Origin of the sequence: Clostridium sp. HBUAS56017, from assembly GCF_007115085.1 — a bacterium.
Lineage (GTDB): Bacteria > Bacillota > Clostridia > Clostridiales > Clostridiaceae > Clostridium > Clostridium cibarium.
In genome coordinates, this window is sequence record NZ_SULK01000015.1 from 1 (window position 1) to 24016 (window position 24016).

Below are 24016 nucleotides of genomic sequence, written 5' to 3' on the forward strand. Positions count from 1 at the left end.
TACGAGTTCACTTTGTTCACTCTGCGATACAATAAATGAAATATTACTATTTTCTATCATTTTCCCTATTCTTGTTATTGGGAAATTAGGATCTATTGGCACATATGCCCCACCTGATTTTAATATTCCCATCACACCTATAATCATTTCCATAGAACGTTCCATAATTATGGCTACTGGTTCACCTGCATTTACTCCTTTACTCTTAAGGAAAGCTGCTAATTGATTTGATTTTTCATTCAATTCCCTATATGTTATTTCTTTCCCTTCAAATACAGCTGCTAAATTATCAGGTGTCTTTTCTACTTGGTCTTCAAACAATTGGTGCATTGTTTTATCTTTTGAATAATCAGCCTTTGTATTATTAAAATCATAAAGTATTTTTTGTCTTTCAATTGGATTCAATATTTTAAACTGAGATATTGAATTACAAGGATTATTTATAACATCTTGCAATAAAAATTGAAAATATGACATAACATTTTCAATAGGAAAATTATCATCAAAAACATCAAATCTATAATCAAAATCAATTTCAATATCTTGTCCTTCAGCATATTCTCTTACAAATATAGCTAAAGCATTTTCTTCACTCTTATTAACTAAAGCTTTTGTAGTTGTCTTATGTCCATCAAATCGTTTATCAAAATCAAACTTTTCAAATGATAAGGTTATATCAAAAACATTTCTTTTATTTTCAGAATCATTATTAGCTAATTTTAAAATTTCACCCAAAGGAAATTTTTGATGCCTATAACATTGTAGTAAATCTTTTTTTATTCTATTTGCAACAACATCAAAAGTTTCATTTCCATCACTAGCAATTTTTAATGGAATCAAATTTACAAAAAGCCCAAATGTATTTTTTTGTTTTGCATTTTTTCTATTTAATATAGGTATTCCTATAATTAACTCATTCTTATCATATATTTTACTAAAACACATATGCACAATTGCTAAAATAGAATGAAATGTTGAACACCCTTTTTCCTTTGAATATTCAATAAGTTTTTCATAGATTTTCCAACTTATTTTCAATGTTTTTCGTGAACTTGTAATTGTGTCTTGTATTTTTTTCCCTTTTCTATTCATAAGAGGTTCAGGCACTTCTTTTAAATATTTTCCCCAAAATTCAGAATTTTTTTTATATGCTTCTGACTTTAAATAATCAATATTGTCCATAATAAAATCAACATAAGAGTTATTTTTCTTTTCTACTGAAATTTCATCCTCTGAACCACTTATAAGGCTATTATAAATATTAACCATTTCCCCCATTAAGAATGAACATCCCCATCCATCTGTAATTACATGATGAGTTAACATAAGCCAATAAAATAGATTTTCATTAACCTTTACTAAACTAAACTTAAACAGAAAATTATCATACATATCAAATGGCTTTATAGCCTCATTTTCAATCCATTCTTTACTTTTTTCTATGGAACCATTCCCACATGAGAAATCAAGAAATTCTAGATGGTAATCTATTTCTGGTACAATTTTTTGATAATATTCACCATCTCTTTTTATAATCTTTATTCTTAAAGCATCATTTTCTTCAATTAAGATATTAATAGCCTTCTGAAATTTTCCATAATCTATGTTTCCTTCAATAACAAAACATCCCCCAATATTGTAAAGTTGCCTATTTGGATACAAACATTGTTGAATCCATATATCTTTTTGATATGATGTTAATTGATATAACTTTTCTTCTTTTAAAACATCTACACTTTGTTTTTTAGTCATAATTTTTTGCCTCCCTTTTTATTATTGCTGTTATTTTAGATAATTTTTATATAAATTAAATCTTTTAAGTCAATCAAAAGCACCTAAAAAATTCAAAAAATATTAAGCTCATTATATAAAATTAAAAAATTAATGCCATTAAATTTTCTAAATATATTCATACCGATAAAGCTCGTTCCATTATAGTTAATTAAAACAAACATTATATTTATAAATTATTAAAGAAAATTTAACAGCATTTAAAATATTATTAATAAAAACTATTCTATTTTTTAATTTTATAGTTGTTAAAAATCCATTTTAGTAAAGTTTTGTAAATATCTTAAATAAAAAACTCTTACTAAGATGTTTAAGAAGCATCATTATATTACATTGTCCCCAAAATGTAATTCCGAAATAAATATAAAATTGGATATCTTATTACAAATTATGAGAACATATTACCATATTTATCTTTATAGGTCAATATTTGATATATAATATAATTATTTTACATTATTTGATTCTACTTACAAACTTCCTTAAATTTATATTAATTATTAGCTTAATCAGTAAAAATTGGTCTACTAATACATACCTTTTCCCCAATAAAATAGACAGCACAAACTCATAATCAATAATTAATTTTACTTTATTAATGAATCTAAAAATTGTAATGATAAAAATAATGGCAGTAATAGTTTCAACTATTATCGCCATTATTTTTCAGCATCTTATCCTCTCATTTTTATTAGATTTTTTTTCTAATATTTTAATAACTCAATTTCCTCCACATCTTTTAAACCATCTATTATGTCAATTATCAATACTCTTGATTTAAAAAAGAAAACATTTAATAATTACGGTTTTTCTCTTTAATGTAACCCCTAAATCCATCATATAATGTACCATGAGTTAAGCTTCCTATTACACTTGTAATTGTTGATGGACCGCATCTTCCTAATCAGAAGTGCTTTAATTATTAAAGTTTACAATTCTATTTTTATTTATTTTCTTATTCCCTATCATCATTTATCATATATAAAAGTGCATTACAAATGGCCGCTGCAACATTACTTCCACCTTTTCTGCCTTTTGCTACTATAAAATCTACTCCTGATTCCATAATAAGCTCTTTTGATTGAACAACATTTACAAAGCCAACTGGCACTCCTATTACAAGCCTTGGATTAATTTTACCTTCCTTTATAAGTTCATATAATCTCACAAGAGCTGTTGGAGCATTTCCAATTGCAAATATTAATTTTCTATCAATCTCTGATGCTTTATCCATACTTGCTGTTGCCCTAGTTGTTCCATTCTCTTTAGCTATTTTAGCCACATCTTCATCCGACATAAAACAAAAAACTTCCCCACCATACTTTGCAAGTGCCTTTTTATTTATTCCAGACTTAGCCATCTGAGTATCTGTAACTATGCAAGCTCCATTTTTTATTGCTTCCATTGCCTTTTCTACAACATTATCTGAGAATTTCAAGTTATTCACATATTCAAAATCTGCAGTTGTATGAATAACCCTCTTTATTATTAATTCTTTTTCTGGATCTAATTTTATATCACCTAATTCTTCTGTTATAATTTCAAAACTTCTCTTTTCTATATCTCTCGGTAATACATTTTCAAGTTCAATCTTCATATTTATCTCTCCTACATTTCTATTCCTTTTCTTGCAAAAATACCTTTGTCATAAGGATGTTTTATCTTTTGTATATTAGATACATAATCTGCAAGTTCAATAAGTTTTTCATCTGGATTTCTACCTGTCATAACTACTTCAAGCTTTTCAGGTTTATTTTTCAAAAACTCTATTAACTCATCTCTATCAACTAAATTATAATTATAAGCAGCCATAATCTCATCTAAAACAAGCATATCATAATCTGCTTCTTTACTTTTCTTTAAAACACTAGTTAGTAAACTACTATATACTTTTTTTGCCTCTACTTTTTGTTCATCAGTCATATTAAAGAAAAAACCAAAACTCTCTTCACAAGGTATTAAATCTATATTCTCTATACTATTTAATATTTTTAATTCGCTTGAATCATTATTCTTCAAAAATTGTGTAAAAATAACCTTCATTCCATTACCAGCAGCCCTAACACTAAGGCCAATTGATGTTGTAGTTTTTCCTTTTCCTTCTCCACAGTAAATATGTACTAATCCTCTCATACTCCTGCCTCCAAAATCTCATATATTTTTTTCATATCTAAACTTTCTCTTAATCCTTTTGCTAGCAAATCGTATTGCTCTTCTTTATAGTTTACAAAATCAAAGGTTTTAATATTTTCATAATCTAAGCCTTTATTTTTGAAAAGAATAGATACTATCCCCTTAACTACTTCCTCTTCATCAAAAATTCCATGTACATATGTGCCATATACATTATTTAAAGCCACTCCATCTTCCTTTATTATGCCTTCTGTATCAGTAATCTCATTCATTGGAGCTGATTCATTTAATAATTGTGTTATTCCCATATGAATCTCATACCCTTGGAAATTAACATTTATTAATTTTTTTAATGGTCCATCAATATTTTTAAAACTTCCCTTTACTCTAGTTCTTGTTTTTTCTTTTTCAAAAGTAGTTTTAATAGGTAATAATCCAAGTCCTTTTATACTTCTTCCGGCTTCAACATTATATGGATCACATAGCTCCTCACCTAGCATCTGATATCCGCCACATACTCCAAAAATTATTTTTCCTTTTGAAGCTTCTTTTAAGACGACCGCCTCTACTCCTGATTGTCTCACCCACATTAAATCTTCCATTGTATTTTTAGTTCCTGGTATTATTATCATATCTGGATTTTTAATATCTTCTGCTTTACTTACATATCTTAAAGATACTCCTTCTATATTTTCTAGCATATTAAAATCTGTAAAGTTTGATATTCTAGGAAGTCTTATTACAACTATATCAACAAGACCTACACTTTTTCCTTTTGTAAATCTCTCTGATAAACTATCTTCGTCTTCAATATCTACATGCATATAGGGTGTAAGCCCTACAACTGGAATTTTGCTCATATCTTCAAGCATTTCAATCCCTGGATCTAATATGGTTTTATCACCTCTAAACTTATTAATTATAGTACCCTTTATCATAGATTTTTCATCATCTTCAAGGAGCATTATAGTTCCAATAAGCTGGGCAAACACTCCACCTCTATCTATATCTCCAACTAATAAAACTGGAGACTTTGCAAGCTTTGCCATTCCCATATTTACAATATCATTTTCTTTTAAATTTATCTCTGCTGGACTTCCAGCCCCTTCTATAACTATAATGTCATATTCTTCTGCTAATGCATTATAGGCTTTCATTACTTCTGGTACAAGGCTTTTCTTATACTTAAAGTAATCTCGAGCATTCATATTTCCTAGAACTTCTCCATTCACTATTACCTGAGATCCTATATCATTTGTTGGCTTTAACAAAATAGGATTCATCAAAACAGATGGCTTAATTTTTGCAGCTTCTGCTTGAACAACCTGAGCTCTTCCCATCTCTAGTCCCTCTTCAGTTATATATGAGTTTAACGCCATATTCTGTGACTTAAATGGAGCTACCTTATATCCATCTTCTTTAAAAATCCTACATAACCCTGCAACTACTAGGCTTTTACCTACATTGGACATAGTTCCTTGTATCATAATGGATTTTGCCACTAACCTCACTTCCTTCCCTTTAATCTTCTACTAAAGTTCCTTGATGAAAAACCATTTTCCATTTACCATTAATACATTTCCATATAGAACTGCGAAGTGTAGTAATTTTCCCCTTACCTGACTCATTATATTTCTTAATTTTATACATAGCTAATATACAATCATCACTTAATTCTTTTATTTCAAAGTCTAAAATTTCTCCATATAACGAATTCTTGTCATCTGTTTCCTGAAATACGTCTCCACTTTTATAATGATACTCTTGTCCTGAACTACAAAACTCGATAAAGTCATTTGCTAATAAATTATTTATTTTTTTTGCTGATTTTCTTACTTCTGATTTTAGCAAATCATTTTCTAACCTTAATATTTCTTCCTTGATAGAATTCATCTTTATCCCCCAAAAATATATTTAGAACATACTAATAACTACAATTTTAATAAAAGAAAATACCATAATCCCCATAGTTGATGTTATATATAACAATCTATTTGTTATCTTTATATCATCATACCTAATCTTCCTTATATCATCCCCAATAGTCTTCTTCTTATAAAGTTTCCCAAAATAATAAGCATCATCAGCAATTTGTACCTCTAATGCTCCAGCACAAACTGCTTCTGTTTGAGCAGAATTTGGACTTGCATGATTAAATCTATCTCTTTTAAAAATTCTATAAGCATTTTTAGTATTTAACTTTATAAATAAAGATGAAATTATCATTAAATAAGCTGAAACTCTTGAAGGTATAAAATTAAAAATATCATCTAGTTTTGCAGCTACTCTTCCAAAGTAAATATACTTATCATTTTTATACCCAACCATGGAATCCATAGTATTCACAGATTTATATAAGACTCCAAAAGCTCCTCCCCCTATTGCCATAAATAACATAGGAGCAATAATTCCATCTGAAATGTTTTCTGCAATTGTTTCTACTGTAGCTTTAGTTACACCTTCTTTTGTTAAACTATCAGTATCTCTTCCAACTATCATTGAAACCTTTTTCCTAGCCTCTACTAAATCATCTTTTTCTAATTCTTTATAAACTTTCATACTTTCATCTTTTAAAGATTTTGTTGCTAAAAGCTGATAACAAATTAGACTTTCTATAAATAACTTAAAATAAATGCTTATCTTTCCTGCTAAATATAAAATAAAAATAGAGATTCCAGTAGATATAGATATTACGAGTAAAACTAAAAATACTCCTCCTATAAGCTCACCTTCTCTATTTTTAGTAAATACTCTCCTTAATATTTTTTCTATTATACTTATCAATTTTCCTATCACTCTAACAATATGTGGCATCCAAATTGGGTCTCCAAAAAATAAATCTAATACAAACCCTATTATTAATGCAACTAACGATAATAACATAAATCTTCCCCTATTCTAAATTTCAGATAAAACCTTAACTTTTTTCTCTTTAACTTTCCACAACTTCTCATCAATTTCTATAGAATATCCACAGCAATTTCCCGTTTGCCAGTGATAAAAATCTTTATGCGGATATGAATACTTTTCTAAAATAGCCATAATAGTTCCACCATGAACAACCATTGCAGCTAAATTAAACTTACACTCAATAATATTATCCACAACTTCATCAAAAGCTCTTACACATCTTAGTTTAAAATCCTCATGTTTTTCTCCATTTGGAAAAGCTATTGTTCCATTGCTATCAATCCACTTTTGATAATATATATTATCTTTTAAATCTTCATAATTCTTATTTTCAAAATCACCAAAGTCACATTCACTTAAATCATCATATATAATAGGATTTATGTCTTTGTAAATTAACTTTGAAGTCTCTATACACCTATTCATAGGACTTGAATAAACAACTTGAACCTTTGGAAACTTCTTATTTTCTATTAACTTTATTCCTTCTTGGGATAGCTCCTCATCTGTTTTTCCTATATACCTTTTATGTATATTCCCTTCTGTTTTTGAGTGACGAATCAATATAATTTTAATCATTTTCATCTTCCTTAATAATATTTCCTATACCACAAACTACTCTATGCACTTCTTTTGCATTTTTAGCAACCTCACAGCATATTCTACCTGTAGCTTCTCTATATTCCCTATGAAACTTTTCAATAGGTACAATTCCATATCCTATTTCATTAGATATTATGACAACCTCTGGATTCTCCTTAATAATATTTCTAACTATATCTTTAATTGATTCTATATCCTTTTTTTCTTCTAAAAGTCTTCTAATAAGCAAGTGAAAATTATAAATAATAGGCTTTTCAAAAAAATCCTCTATTTTATCCTTTAGCCCATCTGCTACATTACTTTCATCAAACCCAGTCAAGTCTAAAGTGTATTGTAACTTTCCTTGAAACTCACCACCAATAATAAAAATCATTGTTTATTTTCAATGAGAGAATGTATTCCCCCACTAAAACTCCTTTCTTTTTATACTATTTTTTCCATATGACATGTTCTTCACTTTATTGAAATTCCCCATATTTTAGTATTGTAAAATAAAAATTTTATTATATTAATACAATGTATATTTCTATCAAAACTTCACAAACTATTCAACAGTGAGGTGTATAAAATGAAGTTAAGAATATTTATAATAGCTTTTTTAATATCTATATTTGCTTTTACTGAAACTCCAAAAGCAATTTTTGTATCAGATACCTATAAACAAGGTATCTATAACATTTCCGAGCCTAAAGAATTTTCTGCTACTGCTAAACTTGTAAAAAATCCTTTTACAACTTTTATAATAATCGATTCAAGCGGTAATCAAAAATATTTTAAAAGATTTGATAACTTTGATGAAATTGTAAACATAGGCTATATTAAGAATGGAGATCTTATCATAGTAGCTGGTAATGGAGAAATAGCTGTAAGTAGGTCATAGTAGCTTAGTAACTTAGATGATATGAATTAACTTGCTCAAAATCACAGCAGTAAAAGCTATTACAAGTTCACAAACTTGCAAGAAATATCCTGCTAAATCTCCTGTAATGCCTCCAAACTTTTTTATAGACATATTCTTATAATATATAAATGTAAGGATAGCACTTATAATGCATGCACTCCCAAGAATCCTATTAACTAAAATCATAGCTATACCACTTACTAAAATATAAATATACATTGCATACTTAACTCTATTTTTTTCAGAAGCCTTTGAAAAACTTGAGGCTAAACCACTATTCTTTGCACAAGGTATAGTTACAATTCCTAAGCTACTTAAAGCTCTTGATAATATAAATCCTATTCCTAAAATTATCAAAGAATCTCCCTTAACTTCACTCCATACCCCTAAACTCAATAGAAAATATATAACACAACTAATAAGTGCAAAAGCTCCAATATGTGAGTCCTTTAAAATCTCTAACTTTCTCTCTATTGGCTGATATGAATTTATTGCATCCATGGTATCTACAAAGCCATCTAAGTGTATTCCTCCTGTTACTAATACAGGCATTACAACATAGCCTACTACACGTAAGATATCCCCTATAAGTAGTTTTGCTGATATAAATGACCATAATACTAATAGCATCCCTATAACAAGTCCTACAAAAGGGAAAAATACCATTGCATATTTCATATTTTCCTTATTCCAATCTGTTTTTGGCATTGGAATTTTGGAGTACATTGAAAATGCTATTTTAAATGAATTCCACATAACTTATCTTCCCCCTTATGAAATATAGGAATAGAATAAATAACTTCTATTACTACATCTGCTACTTTACCTATTGCAGTATTTATTTCCGCAATATTCTTTATATATTTTTGAGTTTCCTCATCATAGTTTATTCCATCTGAAAAAACTCCATTTGTCACTATAATCAAGTTATCAGAATTCTTTTGAAGTTTCTCTATTCCCTTTAAAATTTCTGATACAGTCAATTCCTTAGATCCATCTTCTAAATACATTTCATTAGCCACTAAATTAGATATACATTCCAATAGCACCGTTGAATTCTTTGGTATCTCTATTTTTTTTAAATTTATAGGTTTCTCTATTGTTAAGAAATTCTTTTCTTTTCTAAGTTCCCTATGCCTCTCTATTTTCTTCAAACATTCATCATCATAAGGAAACATAGTAGCTATATAAATCAAATTTTCAGATTTAAATGAAGCAGAAATCTCTTCAGCCCTTTCTGATTTTCCACTTCCACTTCCACCTGTTATTAAAATCAGCATGTCTACTCCTTTAAACTTTTGGTGTATATTCTTCTATTTCTATATCTCCAAAAGTACTCATTTTCTCATATACTTCAGAGGCCATATCTAAAATAGGAAATAATGCAACAGCACCTGTACCCTCTCCTAAACACATTTCACATGTTATAAAAGGCTTTAGCCCAAGGGATTTCATTAACATTTTTCCTGCTGGCTCCTTTGAAACATGTGATGGCAATATATAATCTATAACTAAAGGCTCTATCCTTACCGCAACAAGTGCTGCCACTGCTGATATAAATCCATCTATAACTACTGGAACTTTAGCTGCAGCTCCACCTATAAACACACCAACAAGACCAGCTATATCATATCCACCAACCTTAGCTAATACATCTATAGCATCCTTAGAATTAGGCTTATTTATTTCTATTCCTCTTTTTATAGCATCTATTTTTCTTTCCAATCCTTCTGAAGATAATCCAGCACCTCTTCCAGTAACTGTTTCTACTGATTTATCTAAGAGAACAGAAGCTATAGCACTACTTGTTGTAGTATTTCCTATTCCCATTTCACCTGTTGCAATAATATTGTAGCCCTTACTCTTAAGTTCTATAGCTAAGTTAATTCCAACCTCTATAGCTTTTATTGCTTGCTCTCTTGTCATAGCAGGCTCTTTAGCTAAATTCTTAGTTCCATAAGATATTTTTCTCTTTAAAACATTAAGAGGTTTTATCTCACTTTCTTCATCTAAAAATTCTTCTGTATCACTTACCATTCCAATATCAACAGGATAAAGATCTGACCCAGATAATTTTACCATAATAGCTACACTAGTTTTTTCCTTAGTAAAATTCTCTGCAACTATTCTAGTTACCTCCCTATCAGCTTGAGTAACCTTTTCTTCAACTACTCCATTATCTGCACACATAATAACCAAGGATTTTTTCTTTAAACTTACATTGCTACTTCCTGTCATACCTGCTATTTTTATAATAGCTTCTTCAAGTAGTCCAAGACTTCTTAAAGGTTTTGCTATACTGTCCCAACGTCTTTGACTTTCTTCCATAACCACTTTATCTAGTGGAGTAATACATTTTAATGTTTCTTCTAATTTCATGATAGCCCCCCAAATTCTATACATCTTTTTATAAATTCCTGTGGTATTTCAGTATTAGAATAATAATATAAATGAGGAAAACCAGCTAATAAATTATTAGTTGAATTTATACAATTCCAACTTCTTTTCCTTAAAGGCTTTTCTGCTATAAAGCTTTCTCCTGAGCTTTCACTATCCCAATAATGAAACTCATGAGCCTTTATGCTACTACCTTTATTACAAAGAAAATTATCTTTTATAGCTTTTAAATTTATATATCCAAATCGTCCGAGATTTGAAGTTTTATATGTTTTTCCTCCTATTACACCTACCATGTTATGAAACTTATTTTCATTATCTTCCATACTTTCATGTAGATACATGAAGCCTCCACATTCAGCTATACATGGAAGACCTTTATCTATAGCATATTTAATTTCTTCTAGCATTGCCTTATTATTACTTAAAGCTTCTGCATAAAGCTCAGGATATCCTCCACCTAAGATTAAGCCACTAATATTTTTGGGTAGTTTTTTATCTCTTATAGGGCTAAAGTATTCTACTGTAGCTCCCATTTCCTTTAGTAGCTCTATATTTTCTTGATAGTAAAAACAAAAAGCTTCATCATATGCTACTGCCACTTTAGGGTTTCCTTCTAATTTTAAAACTTGTGGTTTATTATACTCCAATTCCTTTGCACTATTTGCAAGGTTAATTATTTCATTTATATTTATAGTCTTTTCAAATTGATCAGAAAGTTTATTTAATTTCTCTTTTAAATCTGTTATCTCATTTGGTGTAACAAGCCCTAAATGCCTACTTTCAATAACTAAATCCTTTAATACTGGAACATATCCAAATACCTTTATACTTAAATTTTCTTCTATTAATTTCTTAATCTGAGGATACATCATTTCAGAAATTTGATTAAGTATAACTCCTTTAATACAGCTGTTTTCTTTAAACTCTAAAAAACCTTTGATTATAGGAAGAATAGAAAGACTCATACCTCTACAATTAACTACTAATACAACTGGAGTATTAGTAGCATTTGCAACATCATATGAACTAGCCTCAGTTGATATTCCAGCAAGGCCATCATAATAACCCATTACTCCCTCTATAACTGATATATCCATATCTTTTGTAGCTTTATTCATTAAATAGTAAATTGTATTTTTATCTGCAAAGAAAGTATCTATATTTCTTGATTTTGTTCCAATTACCTTTGAATGAAACATTGGATCAATATAATCTGGTCCACATTTAAAAGATGTAACTTTCATTCTTCTATTAACAAGTGCTTGCAACAATCCACATGTAATCATAGTTTTTCCACTTCCACTTGAAGTGGCTGCAATCATAACTCTTGGACTTCTCCCCACTTCATATCATCCCCTTTACATGTGATTATGTATATTGGATTTTGTCCAATCATCATATTATACTTTCCTAAGGCTTTTCCTTTTGATATAGCAACTTGAACTATTTCTACATCTACCAAATTAAACTCCTTAATACACTCAATAGCTTCTGAAATAGTCTCTAAAGTAATAGCGTTAAGAACTATTTTAACCTTTGGATTCTTTTCTAATAATTTTCCTATTATGCTTCTTAAATTACCTGATGTTCCACCAATAAAAGCTCTAGTTGGAGGAGGCAATTTTTCCATCATATTAGGTGCTACCCCTTCTATAACTTTAAGATTAGAAGTCATAAATTTCTTCTTATTTCTTTTTAAAAGTTCAATTGCTTTAGGATTTTTTTCAATAGCAAATATCTTTCCTTTTCCTACTCTCAAAGCCATTTCTATTGCTACAGAGCCTGTTCCAGCCCCTATATCATAAACTATAGAATCTTCATTTAAACTGATTTTAGAGATAGAAATAGCTCTTACCTCACTTTTTGTCATTGGGACTTCACCACGTATAAATTCTTCATCTACAATCCCATGAGTAACTGAGCCATCTATAAATTTGTCATTATCTATAAGCATTACACTAAGTGAATCAAAATCTTGTGAAATAAAACCTCTTGCTAATCCTTTATGTATCTTCTCATTTTCATAAGATAAATTTTCTGCAATAGCTACCTCTAAATTTCCTAACCCATACTCTACTAACTCTTCACATATCTTTTTAGGACTATAATCCCCTCCAAGTAATAGAAATGTTTTCTTGTTATGTTTTACTGCATCTAAGAAATTTTCTTCTCTTCCATGCAAACTTAAAAGTTTAACATCATCCCACGAAACACCTAGCTTAGAGGAAAAATATGATAAAGAAGATACTCCACTAATAGCATGAACTTCATAGTCTTTTAAATTTTCTAACAAGCTCTTTGCTCCACTAAAGAATCCAATATCTCCTGATAAAGCAATTGCAATAGAATTGTATTCTAAGTGATTTTCAACAAAATTAACTATTTCATCATATTTATATGAATTAAAAGTTGGCTTATTAAAACTCTTTAAAGCTTCTAACATCCTTTTAGCTCCAATAATCACATCTGCTTCTTCAAAGACCCTCTGCCCTTCTCTAGTTAAAGAGTCTAAGTTTCCCATTCCAATCCCAACTAAACAAACTTTTCTCTTAGGCTTATTCTCTAAAAATCCTTTATTTATAATTTTAACTACCTCTAAATAGCTAAACCCTTCTTCATCCATTGGCCTACCTATTACTATTGATTTTGCACCAGCTTTACTTGCAGCCAATACCTTTTCACTAAATCCTCCAACTTTTCCTGACTCTTTAGTAACCATATATTTTGCTAATGTATGCTTAAACATAACATAATTTAACTCTTCACTAAAAGGTCCTTGCATACAAATTAAATGTTTTCCCTCAAAGCCAAGCCTCGTACATTCATCTACAACTTTTGTAGTTGAAAGGACTCTTGCATAGATTCTTTCCTTATAATTATCTAAAGCAGTAAATTTAGCTAACTCCTTACTTCCTGTTGCAACAAAAACATTACCCACAGTATCCTTTAAATAATTCACAGCCTCATCCACAGAATTTACATAAACAATATTTTCACTTAATACTCCTTCTTCACTACTACGTATTAATCTTAAGTACTCTGTTTTAGTATTCTTACAAGCTGAAATTACATTTTTTGAAACTTCAACTGCATAAGGATGAGTTGCATCTATGACTAAATCAAATCTTTCTCTTTCCATTAAACTTATCATTTCCTCTTCATTTAATGGTTTAGAGGAAACTTTTATATTATCTCCATCTACAAGAAGTTTTTCTCCATATTCTGTTGCAACACAAGCATAGACATTTATATCATTATTAACAAGATAACTAATTATCTCTCTTCCTTCAGTAGTTCCTGCAAAAACAAGGATATTATACATTTTTATATCCTCTTGGAGTTACCATTTTACCATTTATATTCTTTGTTTGAGAGTTGCCAATATAAACTGTAGTGAACATGTCTACTTCTTTATCTCTTAATTCCTTAAGTGACATAACCTCAATAGCTTCACCTTCTCTTCCTATGTTTCTAACAACTCCACAAACAGTATCTTCACTTGCAAATTTTAATACAATATCACAGGCCTTTTGCAGATAATCAAATCTCTTTTTACTTGAAGGATTATATAAACAAATTCCAAAATCAGCTTCTGCAGCACATTGTAATCTCTTTTCTATCTTTTCCATTGGAGTTAGTAAATCACTTAAGCTAATAACAGCAAAATCATGTATTAATGGTGCTCCAAGAACAGCTGCTCCACTTGAGGCTGCTGTGATTCCAGGTATAATTTCAACCTCTACACATTCATACTTTTGCCCTATTTCTAATATTAATCCTGCCATTCCATATATTCCAGAATCTCCACTACATACTAAAGAAACATTTTTACCTTTTTGTGCTTCTTCAAAAGCGAGCATGCAACGATCAACTTCCTTTTTCATAGGTGTAGTTAAAAATTCTTTATCTCCAAAATGATCTTTTATAAGATCTACGTAAACTGTATACCCAATAATAACTTCACTTTCCTTTAAAGCATTTATAGCTTTAATTGTCATTTGCTCATATTCCCCTGGCCCAATTCCAACAACATATAATTTATTCAAAACTTACACTCCAATCTTCTTCAGCTATGGCAACTGTAACGCCATTTTCTGCTCTCTTATTTATAATTAACTTTCCATTATTACTTCCAAGTGTTGCTGCTCTTTCACAAACATTACTTACACCAGTAATACTTTTTACAAAAGCAGACTCACTAAAATTGCCTTCCAGTCTCTTCAATTCATCAGCAGTATATGTTACAAATTTAAATCCATACTTTTCTGCAAAATCAATTAGTCCCTTTTCATCTTTTTTCAAATCAATACTAGCTATATTTTTAACTGCATTAATTAAAATATTATTTTCATTTAAAACTTTCATAACAAGATTTTCTATTTTGTCTATACTTGTATCTCTTCTACAACCGATACCTAAAGTTAAAATCTTAGGAATTAAATTTAGAGTATTTATAAAAGGTCTTTTCTCTTGTACTGAAATGCAAACTCCAATTTCACCATTTTCTAAAATCTTAAGCTCTTTAGGCAATTTACCTTCTATTTTGTAATCACTAACTAAACCTATATCCACATTGTCCAAAACTTCACTAGAAATCTTCTTTGCCATAGTCATATCATTTATATAAAGATTTTCCTTTTTTGCAAAAACATCAACTGAGAACTTATCATTAATATCTGTTGCTGTGGTTATTACTGGAGTTGAATCTAAAATCCTTAAAATTTTCTCTGTTAAAGAATTTGCCCCACCTATATGTCCAGATAAAATAGGAATAGTAAACTTCCCTAATTCATCTATGACAACTATAGCTGGATCTGTTGTTTTTGAATTAACAAAAGGTGCTATAGCCCTTACTGCAATCCCTATAGCTCCTATAAATATAATGGCCTCTTTTTTATGAAAATGTTCTTCTGTCCAATCCTTTAATCCATTCTTCAAAGAAAATAATCCAAGCTCTTCAGCTGATTTATACATTGTGAAAGCTTCACAATTATATCCAAAGTCACTCAAACTACAGCTTAACTCCTTATTTAATAAACTCCCTTTTTGAGTAAAACTAATTACTGATATATCCACTATTCTATACCTTTTCTAAATTCAGTAGTAAACTTTGGATTATATAAATCTGAACGACTATACTCTGAACTAAGAACATCTCCAACAATAATAAGTGCTGTCTTTGTTATCCCATTTTTCTTTGCAGATTCAGCTAAGGTGCTTACAGTACATCTTACTACTTTCTCATCATCCCAAGTAGCTTTATAAACTATTGCTGCAGTTGTATTTTCTTTATATCCACCAACTACTAATCTTTCTTGCAATTTTTCTAATAAACCTGTACTTAAAAAAACAACCATAGTTGCATTATGAGCTGCAAGTTTTGATATCTCTTCTTTTTCTGGTACACTAGTCCTTCCAACCATTCTAGTAATTATTACTGTTTGAGATACATCTGGTAGTGTATATTCCAAGTTTAAAGCTGATGCTGCACCACAAAATGAACTTACTCCTGGACAAACCTTATACTCTACATTATGTTTATCCAATACATCCATTTGCTCCCTGATAGCACCATAAATACTTGGATCACCTGTATGTAATCTAACTGTCATCTTATTTTCTTTTTCAGCCTTTAAAATAACTTCAATAACTTCTTCTAAAGTCATCTTTGCACTATTATGTACTTCACAACCTTCTTTTTTATACTCTAAAAGTTCTGGATTAACCAAAGATCCCGCATATATAATTACATCTGCCTCTGATAATAACTTTTGCCCTCTAACTGTAATTAAATCTACTGCTCCTGAACCAGCCCCAACAAAATTAACCATTTATTTCTCCTTTACTATTATTAAAGAATAATAACTTGAATCATCTTTAATATCATTTATATCTCTATATACTTTTTCATTTTCCATACCACAATTTTCAACCATAACCGAATCGGATTCTGTGCCTTTTAGAATTTCTCTAACCTCATTCATCTTTTTCCCTGACTTCATAAGTACCTTCGTCCCTGGCAAACTAAGAGCATCTCTAATTTGGTATGATGCTGGAATTACATGAAGTTCATCAAAATTTTCTACTAACCCCTCATTTATCCTAGCTGCTGCTGCACAAAAAGAAGGAATTCCGCTTATTATCTCTGTATCATAGCCTTCTCCTAAAACAAGTCTATGAATATATAGATATGTAGAGTAAATTGTTGGGTCTCCCAATGTTATAAATGAGATTTTCTTTCCCTGATTAAGCTTTTCTATAATAGCTTTAGCCCCTTCTTCATGGCTCTTTTTTAATATATCCTTATCCTTTGTCATAGGCATTGATATGCAAAGCATTTCTTTTTCTTCCAAACTCGGTACAGATTGAACTGCTATTTTATATGCCACACATTTCTCTTTATTGCTATTTGGAATAGCAATAATATCGCTACTTTCTAATATTCTTACAGCCTTTAATGTAAGTAGTTCTGGATCTCCTGGTCCTACTCCAACTCCATATAATTTTCCTGTCATCACTTTTTACTCTCCCCCATTTAGTTTTTCTAATATATTTTCTACGTCCCTTGTTTCTCCAAGAAGACCATGTTCATTAGAAAACATTATAGCTCCTATTAGCAGCCTTTTATCTGCTCTTTTATTCAGATAGAAATCCATCTTTTCCATTACAAGATTCATAGTCTCATTCTTAATTTTCCCCTCTTCAAGGATATCCAATGCTTCATCCGTAGTTATACATTCCATAACATTTTTTAAGAGGTTACTTTCTCCCCCTGCTAAAAGAGCATTTGCAGTAATTATCTCCATTCTGGCATCTGCATTTTTAGAATGGGTATTCATAATTCCTCCAGCCAGCTTAATGAGCTTGCCAATATGTCCAATAAGCAAAATTCCTTTAAGATTAAACTCATTAGCTATATCTATGGTATCTCCAATAAAATTACTACATTTAACAGATTTGCTTATATTAATTTTCATATTATCATGCAAAAAATTTTCACCATAATTACCTGGAGTAACTACTAAATATTCTGTCCCATTAGCTGCTAACTGCTTGATTTCTACCCTAATAGTATCAATTAAAGCGGCTTCACTCATTGGCTCAACTATGCCTGTTGTTCCTAAAATAGAAATTCCTCCAACAATGCCAAGCCTAGGATTAAAAGTTTTTTCAGCTAATTTTTCACCTTCTGGAATAGAAATCTCCACATCTATACCACCTTGATAATCATTTTCCTCACAAATCTCCTTAACTGCATTATGAATCATGCTATATGGAACCTTATTAATAGCTGCACTACCAACTGGGCATTCTAGACCTTTTCTTGTTACTCTTCCTACTCCAATGCCTCCATCTATAACTATTTTTTCACAAGTACCTTTTGACACTTTAGCATAAACTAACATTCCATGAGTAACATCAGGATCATCTCCACTATCTTTTTTAATAGCACATTTTACATAATCTTTGCATTTTTCTATCTCTAATACTTGTAATTTTAATAGCATTCCTTTAGGCGTCATAAGTTCAATATTGTTTATTAAATTATTTCTTAAAAGCATTATAGTAGCTGCTTTAGCTGCTGCTGCTGCACAAGATCCTGTTGTGTATCCATATTTCAATCTTTTATTATTTTTATATATGTACTTTTCATCTTCTCTTATCATATCTCTATACACTACCTATACTCAAAATTAATTTATGAAATAAGTGGCTCAACCAACCACCTTTTCAAATTTTATATAATTTCCTAAGGAATAAAAAAACACCATTGCCCTTTAATAATAGACTAAGTCTAATATTAATTAGGTCAATGGCATTATATGTATGAGAGCTATATTCTCTAAAATTTCATCACAAAAAAGTGGTATATCCACATCTCTTTGTATAAATTTAAACATATAACTCCGGTAACCGCAGGGTTATTGAATAAAATACAAGCAGGTATTCTGGCTTATAGATCATCATATGAACTTACCTTCCCAAGAAACTTTTCAAAGTGGTCTAAAAATTAGCTCATACTCCTTATTTACAGCAACGGACTTGCGTGGGACTTACACCCAACTTCCCTATTAATCTACTGAACTTGTATTCCATACTAATTAGTATAGTTTATACTAAATTTATTCTTTTTCTTTGATTATAGTATTGATTTTATACTACGTCAATGTGAATATTACTTCTTTGTATTGCTACTCTTAGTATCTTCTTTAACTTTTTTATCTGGAGAAACATATATTTTATTACCATCAGAATATATTGTTATAGTTCCATTTAAGTCAGTTCTCAATACTTTTTTTGATTTTAACTTTTTTAAAGTTGCTTTTGTAGGATGTCCATATTTATTATCTTTACCTACACTTATAACTGCATAAGTTGGATTTACATTTTTCAAAAAGTTATTACTTGTGGAACTATTGCTTCCATGATGGCCAACCTTTAACACATCAGCACTTATATCAAGGCCATTTTTCATAATTTCATTTTCACTAAGTTCCTCAGCATCTCCCATAAATAGAAATGAATTTTTCCCATATGTTAACTTAGTTACAATAGAATAATTATTTACATCTTCATAGTCACCACCATTTGGTGCTAGAAATGTTAGCTTTGCATTTTCTATAGTAACCTCTTCTCCAACACTAGGTGCTTTCATCTGAATATTTTTCTTTTTAAGTGCATCTATCATATTTTCAAAAGACTTTGTATTAGCTGTTACTTTAGGAGCATAAAAAGCACCTATATTAATCTTATTTATAATGGTTGTCATACCTCCAATATGATCATCATGAGGATGAGTAGCTATTACATAATCTAGATTTGTAACTCCTATCGATTTTAAATAGCTATACGCATCATCATCCTTATCTCCTGCATCTATTAATATGTTCTTCCCATCTACCTGAATAAGTTCTGAATCACCTTGTCCAACATCAATATAACTTATTTTCAGATTATCCTTTGAATTTTCTTTTGTTTCTACCGATCCTGCTATATCATCTAAACCTTCATCTACCTTATAACTTTTTCCACATGAAACTGCTGATAGTGAAAATCCTAAAATCAATAGTAGAGCTAGAATTTTTTTTATTTTCTTCATATTCTCCCACCTTTCATAAATTACTATATATACTAATTTAAGTTTATTAAAAACACTTGTCAATGCTCCACTATAAAAACTTGGCAAATACTCTTTTTCCCATTAATGAGCCTCCATGCTTGGCACACCTAAAAAATCGCAATCCATATTAGCCTGCGATTTTCTAATAACTTCATAACAATATTAATTATGCTTGCAATGTTCTTTATTTAAGTACTGACAATCACCACAATGATTTGTACATGATTCTAAATGTATCATAACTTCTGTATTCTTTAGGGAATTTTCTAAATCTGCTTCTATAATATCACATATATCATGAGCTGATTTTACAGACATATTTTCTGGAACAACTAAATGTAAGTCAATATACTTTACATTTCCTGATTTTCTTGTTCTTAAATTATGAAAATCACAATAAACTGAACTATGTTTGCTTATAGCCTCTTCAATATTTTGAATCTCTTTATCTGATAACTTAAAGTCTAACAATGGATTAAATGCAGACTTTAAAAGTTCAAATGCTTCTTTTAAAATAAATAAGGCTACCAAAATTGCCACCACAGGATCTAAGAAGTTAAGCTTTGTTATCCATATTAGCAATAATCCAACACCAACACCCAAAGCAGTATATACATCAGTTTTTAAATGTAACGCATCAGCCTCTAATGCTACAGAATCTTCTTGTTTAGCTACTTTATATAATTTCTTAGATACCACAAAATTTACAGCAGCAGAAATAAACATAACAATGAATCCAAGAGCAAAAGACTCAATTTCTTCGCTAGGATACATAATTTTTTTTACTGACTCAAATATTATCCATATAGATGCTATAAAAATTAATAAGGATTCTATAACCCCTGATATATTTTCAACTTTTCCATGTCCATAAGGATGATTTACATCCGCTGGCCTATCCGATATCCTTACAGAAAAAAAAGCAATTATGGCTGCTACTAAATCCATAGATGAATGAATAGCTTCTGATAATATACTTACGGAACCTGTAATAATACCTACAAATAATTTCATTGCTATTAATACTGAATTAGATATTACTGAAAGAGTTGCAACTTTTGTTTTATTGTTCATTAAAAAGCCCTCCCATTTTTTTACTTCAATTCTCACTTGATACAAACCCTTATGCTAATAATAGCGAATTATCCTTGTGTAGTCAAGGATAATTCTCCGAACATTTCTATCAATTGATAATGGGACTTAGTTTGTTATGATTACTTTTTATTATTAGCATTTACCCTGATTTTATATATGCTTATACTAAAATAATTTATACTTTTAAGATAAAAAAAAAACCGTAAGCATTTCGCTTACGATCTTTGTGGCAGGGGCAGTAGGACTTGAACCCACAACCAATGGTTTTGGAGACCACTACTCTACCAATTGAGCCATACCCCTTTAGGACAAGATTGATTATATAATATTATTATTCAAAAATCAACTATTTGTTCTCATTTAATTCAATTAAATCATAAAATGATTTATAGTTTTTCTCAATTAAGTCCTGAACATCAGAATTTCCGTCATATCTATCTAAAGTAACCACTTTATAACCTACTTCAGTCATGGGAGTTTCTCTATCTTTTAATACAATAACCTTCGTAGGATCTAATTTATTATCCTTAATTACACTTTCTATAGTTTTATTATTAGTAACTTTTATAGGAGAAATACCTATCCCTCTATAAAAATAATCTAATTTATCATCTAATGAAATAAATTTATACTGAGCTAAATCTTTTTTATTTTCTTTCATCTTATTTATTTTCTTATCTATATTTTCTATAACTTTATTATAATTTTCTTCATACAGAGTCCTATTTTTAGGGTCTTTATCTTGAATAGCCGACTTAATATTATAAAGAACAATTTTATATTCTTCTAATCCTGGATAGAAATATATATTTTCTTTATTCCCATTATCAGTTTGTTGCTGAATTACTCGTATTCCTCTTGATATATCTATTGTTCCTAAATTGCTTTTATTTAACTTATTTATTAACTTCCCACTCCAAGGTTCAAAGTCATTTCCACTATAGAAAAACAAATCCATATTTGAAATATTATTTATTGTTTCATCATTAAAAATGAAATCTTTGGACTCTTTTTCAGTTAAAAACATATATTCCACATTGTGCTTGTCCCCTACAATTGATTTTACCATCTCATATTGTGGTTTATTGCAAGTTATTATATTCAAATATAAATCTCTTTGTGCATCGGTTGTATCAACGGTATTAGCTATCATTGGATTTGAAAAGGTTCCGAGTCCTAAAAACAATAGAAATGTTATAAATAACATTCCAAAGGTTAACTTTTTCAATATTACACCCCCTTGACCATTTCCAGCTTCTAGATCTTATATTTCTTTATAATTATATACATAAAGTTTATAAAAATGTATATAAATTATTCTTCTTTATACCCTATAACATTTTACACCTAGATTTCTGTAAATACAAGTCTCACATTTTCTTAGTTATATTTTTTTATAATGCTTTCTTTTTATTGAAATTTGGATAAAATAATAAGTAGAACAAATTTTTGAAGGGAGTTACATATGGAGTTTAAAGTAAATAGTATAGAAGAAACTACAAATATTGGCTTTCAATTAGGTAAATTACTTAATTCTAGTGATATTATTTGCTTAACGGGAGATTTAGGTACAGGCAAAACCCATATAACTAAAGGAATAGCCAAAGGGCTTAATATAGATGATACTATAACTAGTCCAACCTTTAACATTGTTAATGAATATACTAGTGGAAGACTAAAATTAAATCATTTTGACGTATACAGGGTAAGTGATCCTGATGAAATATATGCAATAGGATTCGATGACTATATTTTTTCTGATGCAGTTTCCATAATTGAATGGGCTAATTACATAGAAGATATACTTCCAAAAGAATATCTACATATACATATATCTAAAGATCTTGCTAAGGGTGAAAATTATAGAAAAATAACCTTAACTGATTATGGTAATCGGTATTCTTATATTAAGGAGTTGAAGTTATGATAATTTTAAGTTTAGATTCATCTTCAAAGGTTGCAACTGTAGCTCTATTAAAAGATGATGCTTTGCTTGGAGAATATATTTTAAATGATAAAAAAGAACACTCTGTACTTTTAATGCCTATGATTGAAAATATTTTAAAGGAGTGCAATTTAACTATAGATGATATAGATGGATTTGTTGTATCCAAAGGGCCAGGATCCTTTACTGGGCTTAGAATAGGCATGGCAACCGTAAAAGGATTAAGCCTTGGACAAAACAAACCATATATTAGTATATCTTCTTTAGATGCTTTAGCATATAGTGTATCCTCTTTTTCCGGTATAATATGTCCTATCATGGATGCATTAAGAGAAAATGTATATACAGCTCTTTACAAGAATAATAATGATATACTTGAAAATTTACTAGAACCTACTCCTTTAGATTTAGATGATTTACTTTCTTTGCTAAAAGAAAAAAACGAAGAAGTTATTTTTACTGGGGATGGTTTATTAAAGCATAAAGAATACATAATGGAAAATTTCTCAAAAGCTCATTTTGCACCTAATCATTTAAACATAATTCGAGCTTCTTCACTTGGTGAACTAGGACTGAATCTTTTAAAAAATGGTACTTTTGATGATCCTAATTCAGCTCCTATCTATTTGAAAAAACCTCAGGCTGAAAGAGAGTTAGAAAGAAGGTTGAAAATGGATGAGTGTAAAGCTTAGTCTAATGAAGAAAGAAGATTTAAGCCAAGTATTAGAAATAAGTTCATTAAGTCTTAAGGAATCTTGGAGTTTAGATTCTTTCTCAAAGGAACTGTCAAATCCTTTGGCAAAATATGTAGTTGCTAAAACTGATAATAAAACAGTAGGTTTTGCAGGAGTATGGATAATCGTTGATGAAGGACACATAACTAATATTGCAGTACATCCTGAATTTAGAGAAAAAGGAATTGGTAGTGATTTAGTTCAATCTTTAATTGAACATTCCAAATCATGGGGCTGCCATTCATTAACTCTAGAAGTAAGAGCCTCAAATAAACCTGCACAAAATCTTTATAAAAAGTTTGGATTTGTAGAAGAAGGTATTCGCAAGAGATATTATCAAGATAATAAAGAAGATGCTATTATTATGTGGAAACGCTAAAATT

The 24016-nt window shown here is 29.6% G+C and carries 25 protein-coding genes, 1 tRNA gene and 1 riboswitch; of the genes, 4 read left to right on the forward strand and 22 right to left on the reverse strand.

What is annotated here, in order from left to right; translation table 11 throughout:
* From FAY47_RS13150 to FAY47_RS13185, 8 genes are all read right to left on the reverse strand, one after another.
* The coding region (locus FAY47_RS13150; protein ID WP_143317342.1) for a condensation domain-containing protein at positions 1 to 1752 on the reverse strand (1752 nt) is incomplete at its 3' end.
* A 994-nt stretch (positions 1753 to 2746) separates the two neighbouring features.
* On the reverse strand, positions 2747 to 3388 hold the full coding sequence (locus FAY47_RS13155; RefSeq protein WP_143317344.1) for a precorrin-8X methylmutase: 642 nt from the start codon (positions 3386 to 3388) through the stop codon (positions 2747 to 2749).
* Between the two features lie 11 nt (positions 3389 to 3399).
* The gene (locus tag FAY47_RS13160) at positions 3400 to 3924 is read right to left on the reverse strand and encodes a cob(I)yrinic acid a,c-diamide adenosyltransferase (protein ID WP_143317345.1); all 525 of its coding nucleotides are present in this window, start codon (positions 3922 to 3924) and stop codon (positions 3400 to 3402) included.
* Positions 3921 to 5426 (reverse strand): cobyric acid synthase, encoded by a 1506-nt coding sequence (locus tag FAY47_RS13165; RefSeq protein WP_143317346.1) that lies wholly within the window; start codon positions 5424 to 5426, stop codon positions 3921 to 3923. Before FAY47_RS13165 ends, FAY47_RS13160 begins: the two co-directional genes overlap by 4 nt.
* Positions 5427 to 5445: 19 nt before the next feature.
* Entirely contained in the window at positions 5446 to 5817 is a 372-nt protein-coding gene (locus tag FAY47_RS13170; RefSeq protein WP_143317348.1) for a DUF4440 domain-containing protein, read from the reverse strand.
* 21 nt (positions 5818 to 5838) lie between these two features.
* Positions 5839 to 6807 (reverse strand): adenosylcobinamide-phosphate synthase CbiB, encoded by a 969-nt coding sequence (cbiB, locus tag FAY47_RS13175; protein ID WP_143317350.1) that lies wholly within the window; start codon positions 6805 to 6807, stop codon positions 5839 to 5841.
* A gap of 15 nt (positions 6808 to 6822) precedes the next feature.
* On the reverse strand, positions 6823 to 7413 hold the full coding sequence (locus tag FAY47_RS13180) for a histidine phosphatase family protein (RefSeq protein WP_143317352.1): 591 nt from the start codon (positions 7411 to 7413) through the stop codon (positions 6823 to 6825).
* Positions 7406 to 7810: a bifunctional adenosylcobinamide kinase/adenosylcobinamide-phosphate guanylyltransferase gene (locus FAY47_RS13185; RefSeq protein WP_143317354.1), complete on the reverse strand. Its 405-nt coding sequence runs from the start codon at positions 7808 to 7810 to the stop codon at positions 7406 to 7408. The genes FAY47_RS13180 and FAY47_RS13185 overlap by 8 nt, the downstream gene beginning before the upstream one ends.
* A 195-nt stretch (positions 7811 to 8005) precedes the next feature.
* Between FAY47_RS13185 and FAY47_RS13190 the strand changes: the two genes are divergently transcribed.
* Complete coding sequence (locus tag FAY47_RS13190; RefSeq protein WP_143317356.1) at positions 8006 to 8317, forward strand: hypothetical protein; 312 nt, start codon at positions 8006 to 8008, stop codon at positions 8315 to 8317.
* 12 nt (positions 8318 to 8329) lie between these two features.
* Here the strand turns inward: FAY47_RS13190 and FAY47_RS13195 are convergent, their stop codons facing one another.
* From FAY47_RS13195 to FAY47_RS13260, 14 genes are all read right to left on the reverse strand, one after another.
* Positions 8330 to 9094: an adenosylcobinamide-GDP ribazoletransferase gene (locus FAY47_RS13195; protein ID WP_143317358.1), complete on the reverse strand. Its 765-nt coding sequence runs from the start codon at positions 9092 to 9094 to the stop codon at positions 8330 to 8332.
* Positions 9073 to 9618 (reverse strand): bifunctional adenosylcobinamide kinase/adenosylcobinamide-phosphate guanylyltransferase, encoded by a 546-nt coding sequence (locus tag FAY47_RS13200; protein WP_143317360.1) that lies wholly within the window; start codon positions 9616 to 9618, stop codon positions 9073 to 9075. Before FAY47_RS13200 ends, FAY47_RS13195 begins: the two co-directional genes overlap by 22 nt.
* Before the next feature lie 10 nt (positions 9619 to 9628).
* Positions 9629 to 10717, reverse strand: coding sequence for a nicotinate-nucleotide--dimethylbenzimidazole phosphoribosyltransferase (cobT, locus tag FAY47_RS13205; RefSeq protein ID WP_143317362.1), 1089 nt, complete (start codon positions 10715 to 10717; stop codon positions 9629 to 9631).
* A complete protein-coding gene (locus tag FAY47_RS13210; protein ID WP_347562801.1) occupies positions 10714 to 12081 on the reverse strand; it encodes a cobyrinate a,c-diamide synthase in 1368 nt (455 codons plus the stop codon). Before FAY47_RS13210 ends, cobT begins: the two co-directional genes overlap by 4 nt.
* Positions 12057 to 14060 (reverse strand): precorrin-6A reductase, encoded by a 2004-nt coding sequence (cobK, locus tag FAY47_RS13215; RefSeq protein ID WP_143317363.1) that lies wholly within the window; start codon positions 14058 to 14060, stop codon positions 12057 to 12059. The genes FAY47_RS13210 and cobK overlap by 25 nt, the downstream gene beginning before the upstream one ends.
* Entirely contained in the window at positions 14053 to 14784 is a 732-nt protein-coding gene (gene cobJ, locus FAY47_RS13220) for a precorrin-3B C(17)-methyltransferase (RefSeq protein ID WP_143317365.1), read from the reverse strand. Before cobJ ends, cobK begins: the two co-directional genes overlap by 8 nt.
* Complete coding sequence (locus FAY47_RS13225) at positions 14777 to 15748, reverse strand: cobalamin biosynthesis protein (RefSeq protein WP_207729702.1); 972 nt, start codon at positions 15746 to 15748, stop codon at positions 14777 to 14779. The genes cobJ and FAY47_RS13225 overlap by 8 nt, the downstream gene beginning before the upstream one ends.
* A gap of 65 nt (positions 15749 to 15813) precedes the next feature.
* Positions 15814 to 16569 carry a precorrin-4 C(11)-methyltransferase gene (gene cobM / locus FAY47_RS13230; protein ID WP_143317368.1) on the reverse strand — a complete coding sequence of 252 codons (756 nt, stop codon included), beginning with the start codon at positions 16567 to 16569 and terminating at the stop codon, positions 15814 to 15816.
* The gene (cobI, locus tag FAY47_RS13235; RefSeq protein WP_143317370.1) at positions 16570 to 17253 is read right to left on the reverse strand and encodes a precorrin-2 C(20)-methyltransferase; all 684 of its coding nucleotides are present in this window, start codon (positions 17251 to 17253) and stop codon (positions 16570 to 16572) included.
* Between the two features lie 6 nt (positions 17254 to 17259).
* Positions 17260 to 18405: a cobalt-precorrin-5B (C(1))-methyltransferase CbiD gene (gene cbiD / locus FAY47_RS13240; RefSeq protein WP_143317372.1), complete on the reverse strand. Its 1146-nt coding sequence runs from the start codon at positions 18403 to 18405 to the stop codon at positions 17260 to 17262.
* Positions 18406 to 18659: 254 nt separating this feature from the next.
* A riboswitch (cobalamin riboswitch) is annotated at positions 18660 to 18843 on the reverse strand.
* 71 nt (positions 18844 to 18914) lie between these two features.
* Positions 18915 to 19838 carry an MBL fold metallo-hydrolase gene (locus tag FAY47_RS13245; protein ID WP_143317374.1) on the reverse strand — a complete coding sequence of 308 codons (924 nt, stop codon included), beginning with the start codon at positions 19836 to 19838 and terminating at the stop codon, positions 18915 to 18917.
* A 183-nt stretch (positions 19839 to 20021) separates the two neighbouring features.
* Complete coding sequence (locus FAY47_RS13250) at positions 20022 to 20933, reverse strand: cation diffusion facilitator family transporter (protein WP_143317375.1); 912 nt, start codon at positions 20931 to 20933, stop codon at positions 20022 to 20024.
* Between the two features lie 248 nt (positions 20934 to 21181).
* Positions 21182 to 21257: transfer RNA gene (locus FAY47_RS13255), tRNA-Trp, on the reverse strand.
* A 43-nt stretch (positions 21258 to 21300) separates the two neighbouring features.
* Positions 21301 to 22182 (reverse strand): zinc ABC transporter substrate-binding protein, encoded by an 882-nt coding sequence (locus FAY47_RS13260; RefSeq protein WP_143317377.1) that lies wholly within the window; start codon positions 22180 to 22182, stop codon positions 21301 to 21303.
* Positions 22183 to 22419: 237 nt separating this feature from the next.
* Between FAY47_RS13260 and tsaE the strand changes: the two genes are divergently transcribed.
* From tsaE to rimI, 3 genes are read left to right on the forward strand one after another with little or no spacing between them, the layout of a single operon-like run.
* The gene (tsaE, locus tag FAY47_RS13265) at positions 22420 to 22881 is read left to right on the forward strand and encodes a tRNA (adenosine(37)-N6)-threonylcarbamoyltransferase complex ATPase subunit type 1 TsaE (RefSeq protein WP_143317379.1); all 462 of its coding nucleotides are present in this window, start codon (positions 22420 to 22422) and stop codon (positions 22879 to 22881) included.
* Positions 22878 to 23591, forward strand: coding sequence for a tRNA (adenosine(37)-N6)-threonylcarbamoyltransferase complex dimerization subunit type 1 TsaB (gene tsaB, locus FAY47_RS13270; RefSeq protein WP_143317381.1), 714 nt, complete (start codon positions 22878 to 22880; stop codon positions 23589 to 23591). The genes tsaE and tsaB overlap by 4 nt, the downstream gene beginning before the upstream one ends.
* The gene (gene rimI / locus FAY47_RS13275; protein WP_143317383.1) at positions 23575 to 24012 is read left to right on the forward strand and encodes a ribosomal protein S18-alanine N-acetyltransferase; all 438 of its coding nucleotides are present in this window, start codon (positions 23575 to 23577) and stop codon (positions 24010 to 24012) included. The genes tsaB and rimI overlap by 17 nt, the downstream gene beginning before the upstream one ends.
* Positions 24013 to 24016: the final 4 nt, after the last annotated feature.

Bases quoted from the DNA above. Each gene is read 5' to 3' on its own strand.
- FAY47_RS13195 (WP_143317358.1), bottom strand. From the start codon at position 9,094: ATGTGGAATTCATTTAAAATAGCATTTTCAATGTACTCCAAAATTCCA.
- tsaE (WP_143317379.1), top strand. From the start codon at position 22,420: ATGGAGTTTAAAGTAAATAGTATAGAAGAAACTACAAATATTGGCTTT.
- rimI (WP_143317383.1), top strand. From the start codon at position 23,575: ATGAGTGTAAAGCTTAGTCTAATGAAGAAAGAAGATTTAAGCCAAGTA.
- FAY47_RS13155 (WP_143317344.1), bottom strand. From the start codon at position 3,388: ATGAAGATTGAACTTGAAAATGTATTACCGAGAGATATAGAAAAGAGA.
- FAY47_RS13185 (WP_143317354.1), bottom strand. From the start codon at position 7,810: ATGATTTTTATTATTGGTGGTGAGTTTCAAGGAAAGTTACAATACACT.
- FAY47_RS13180 (WP_143317352.1), bottom strand. From the start codon at position 7,413: ATGATTAAAATTATATTGATTCGTCACTCAAAAACAGAAGGGAATATA.
- FAY47_RS13250 (WP_143317375.1), bottom strand. From the start codon at position 20,933: ATGAACAATAAAACAAAAGTTGCAACTCTTTCAGTAATATCTAATTCA.
- tsaB (WP_143317381.1), top strand. From the start codon at position 22,878: ATGATAATTTTAAGTTTAGATTCATCTTCAAAGGTTGCAACTGTAGCT.
- FAY47_RS13200 (WP_143317360.1), bottom strand. From the start codon at position 9,618: ATGCTGATTTTAATAACAGGTGGAAGTGGAAGTGGAAAATCAGAAAGG.
- cobT (WP_143317362.1), bottom strand. From the start codon at position 10,717: ATGAAATTAGAAGAAACATTAAAATGTATTACTCCACTAGATAAAGTG.
- cobK (WP_143317363.1), bottom strand. From the start codon at position 14,060: ATGTATAATATCCTTGTTTTTGCAGGAACTACTGAAGGAAGAGAGATA.
- FAY47_RS13190 (WP_143317356.1), top strand. From the start codon at position 8,006: ATGAAGTTAAGAATATTTATAATAGCTTTTTTAATATCTATATTTGCT.
- cbiB (WP_143317350.1), bottom strand. From the start codon at position 6,807: ATGTTATTATCGTTAGTTGCATTAATAATAGGGTTTGTATTAGATTTA.
- FAY47_RS13245 (WP_143317374.1), bottom strand. From the start codon at position 19,838: ATGAAGAAAATAAAAAAAATTCTAGCTCTACTATTGATTTTAGGATTT.
- cobM (WP_143317368.1), bottom strand. From the start codon at position 16,569: ATGGTTAATTTTGTTGGGGCTGGTTCAGGAGCAGTAGATTTAATTACA.
- FAY47_RS13170 (WP_143317348.1), bottom strand. From the start codon at position 5,817: ATGAATTCTATCAAGGAAGAAATATTAAGGTTAGAAAATGATTTGCTA.
- FAY47_RS13160 (WP_143317345.1), bottom strand. From the start codon at position 3,924: ATGAGAGGATTAGTACATATTTACTGTGGAGAAGGAAAAGGAAAAACT.
- cobI (WP_143317370.1), bottom strand. From the start codon at position 17,253: ATGACAGGAAAATTATATGGAGTTGGAGTAGGACCAGGAGATCCAGAA.
- cbiD (WP_143317372.1), bottom strand. From the start codon at position 18,405: ATGATAAGAGAAGATGAAAAGTACATATATAAAAATAATAAAAGATTG.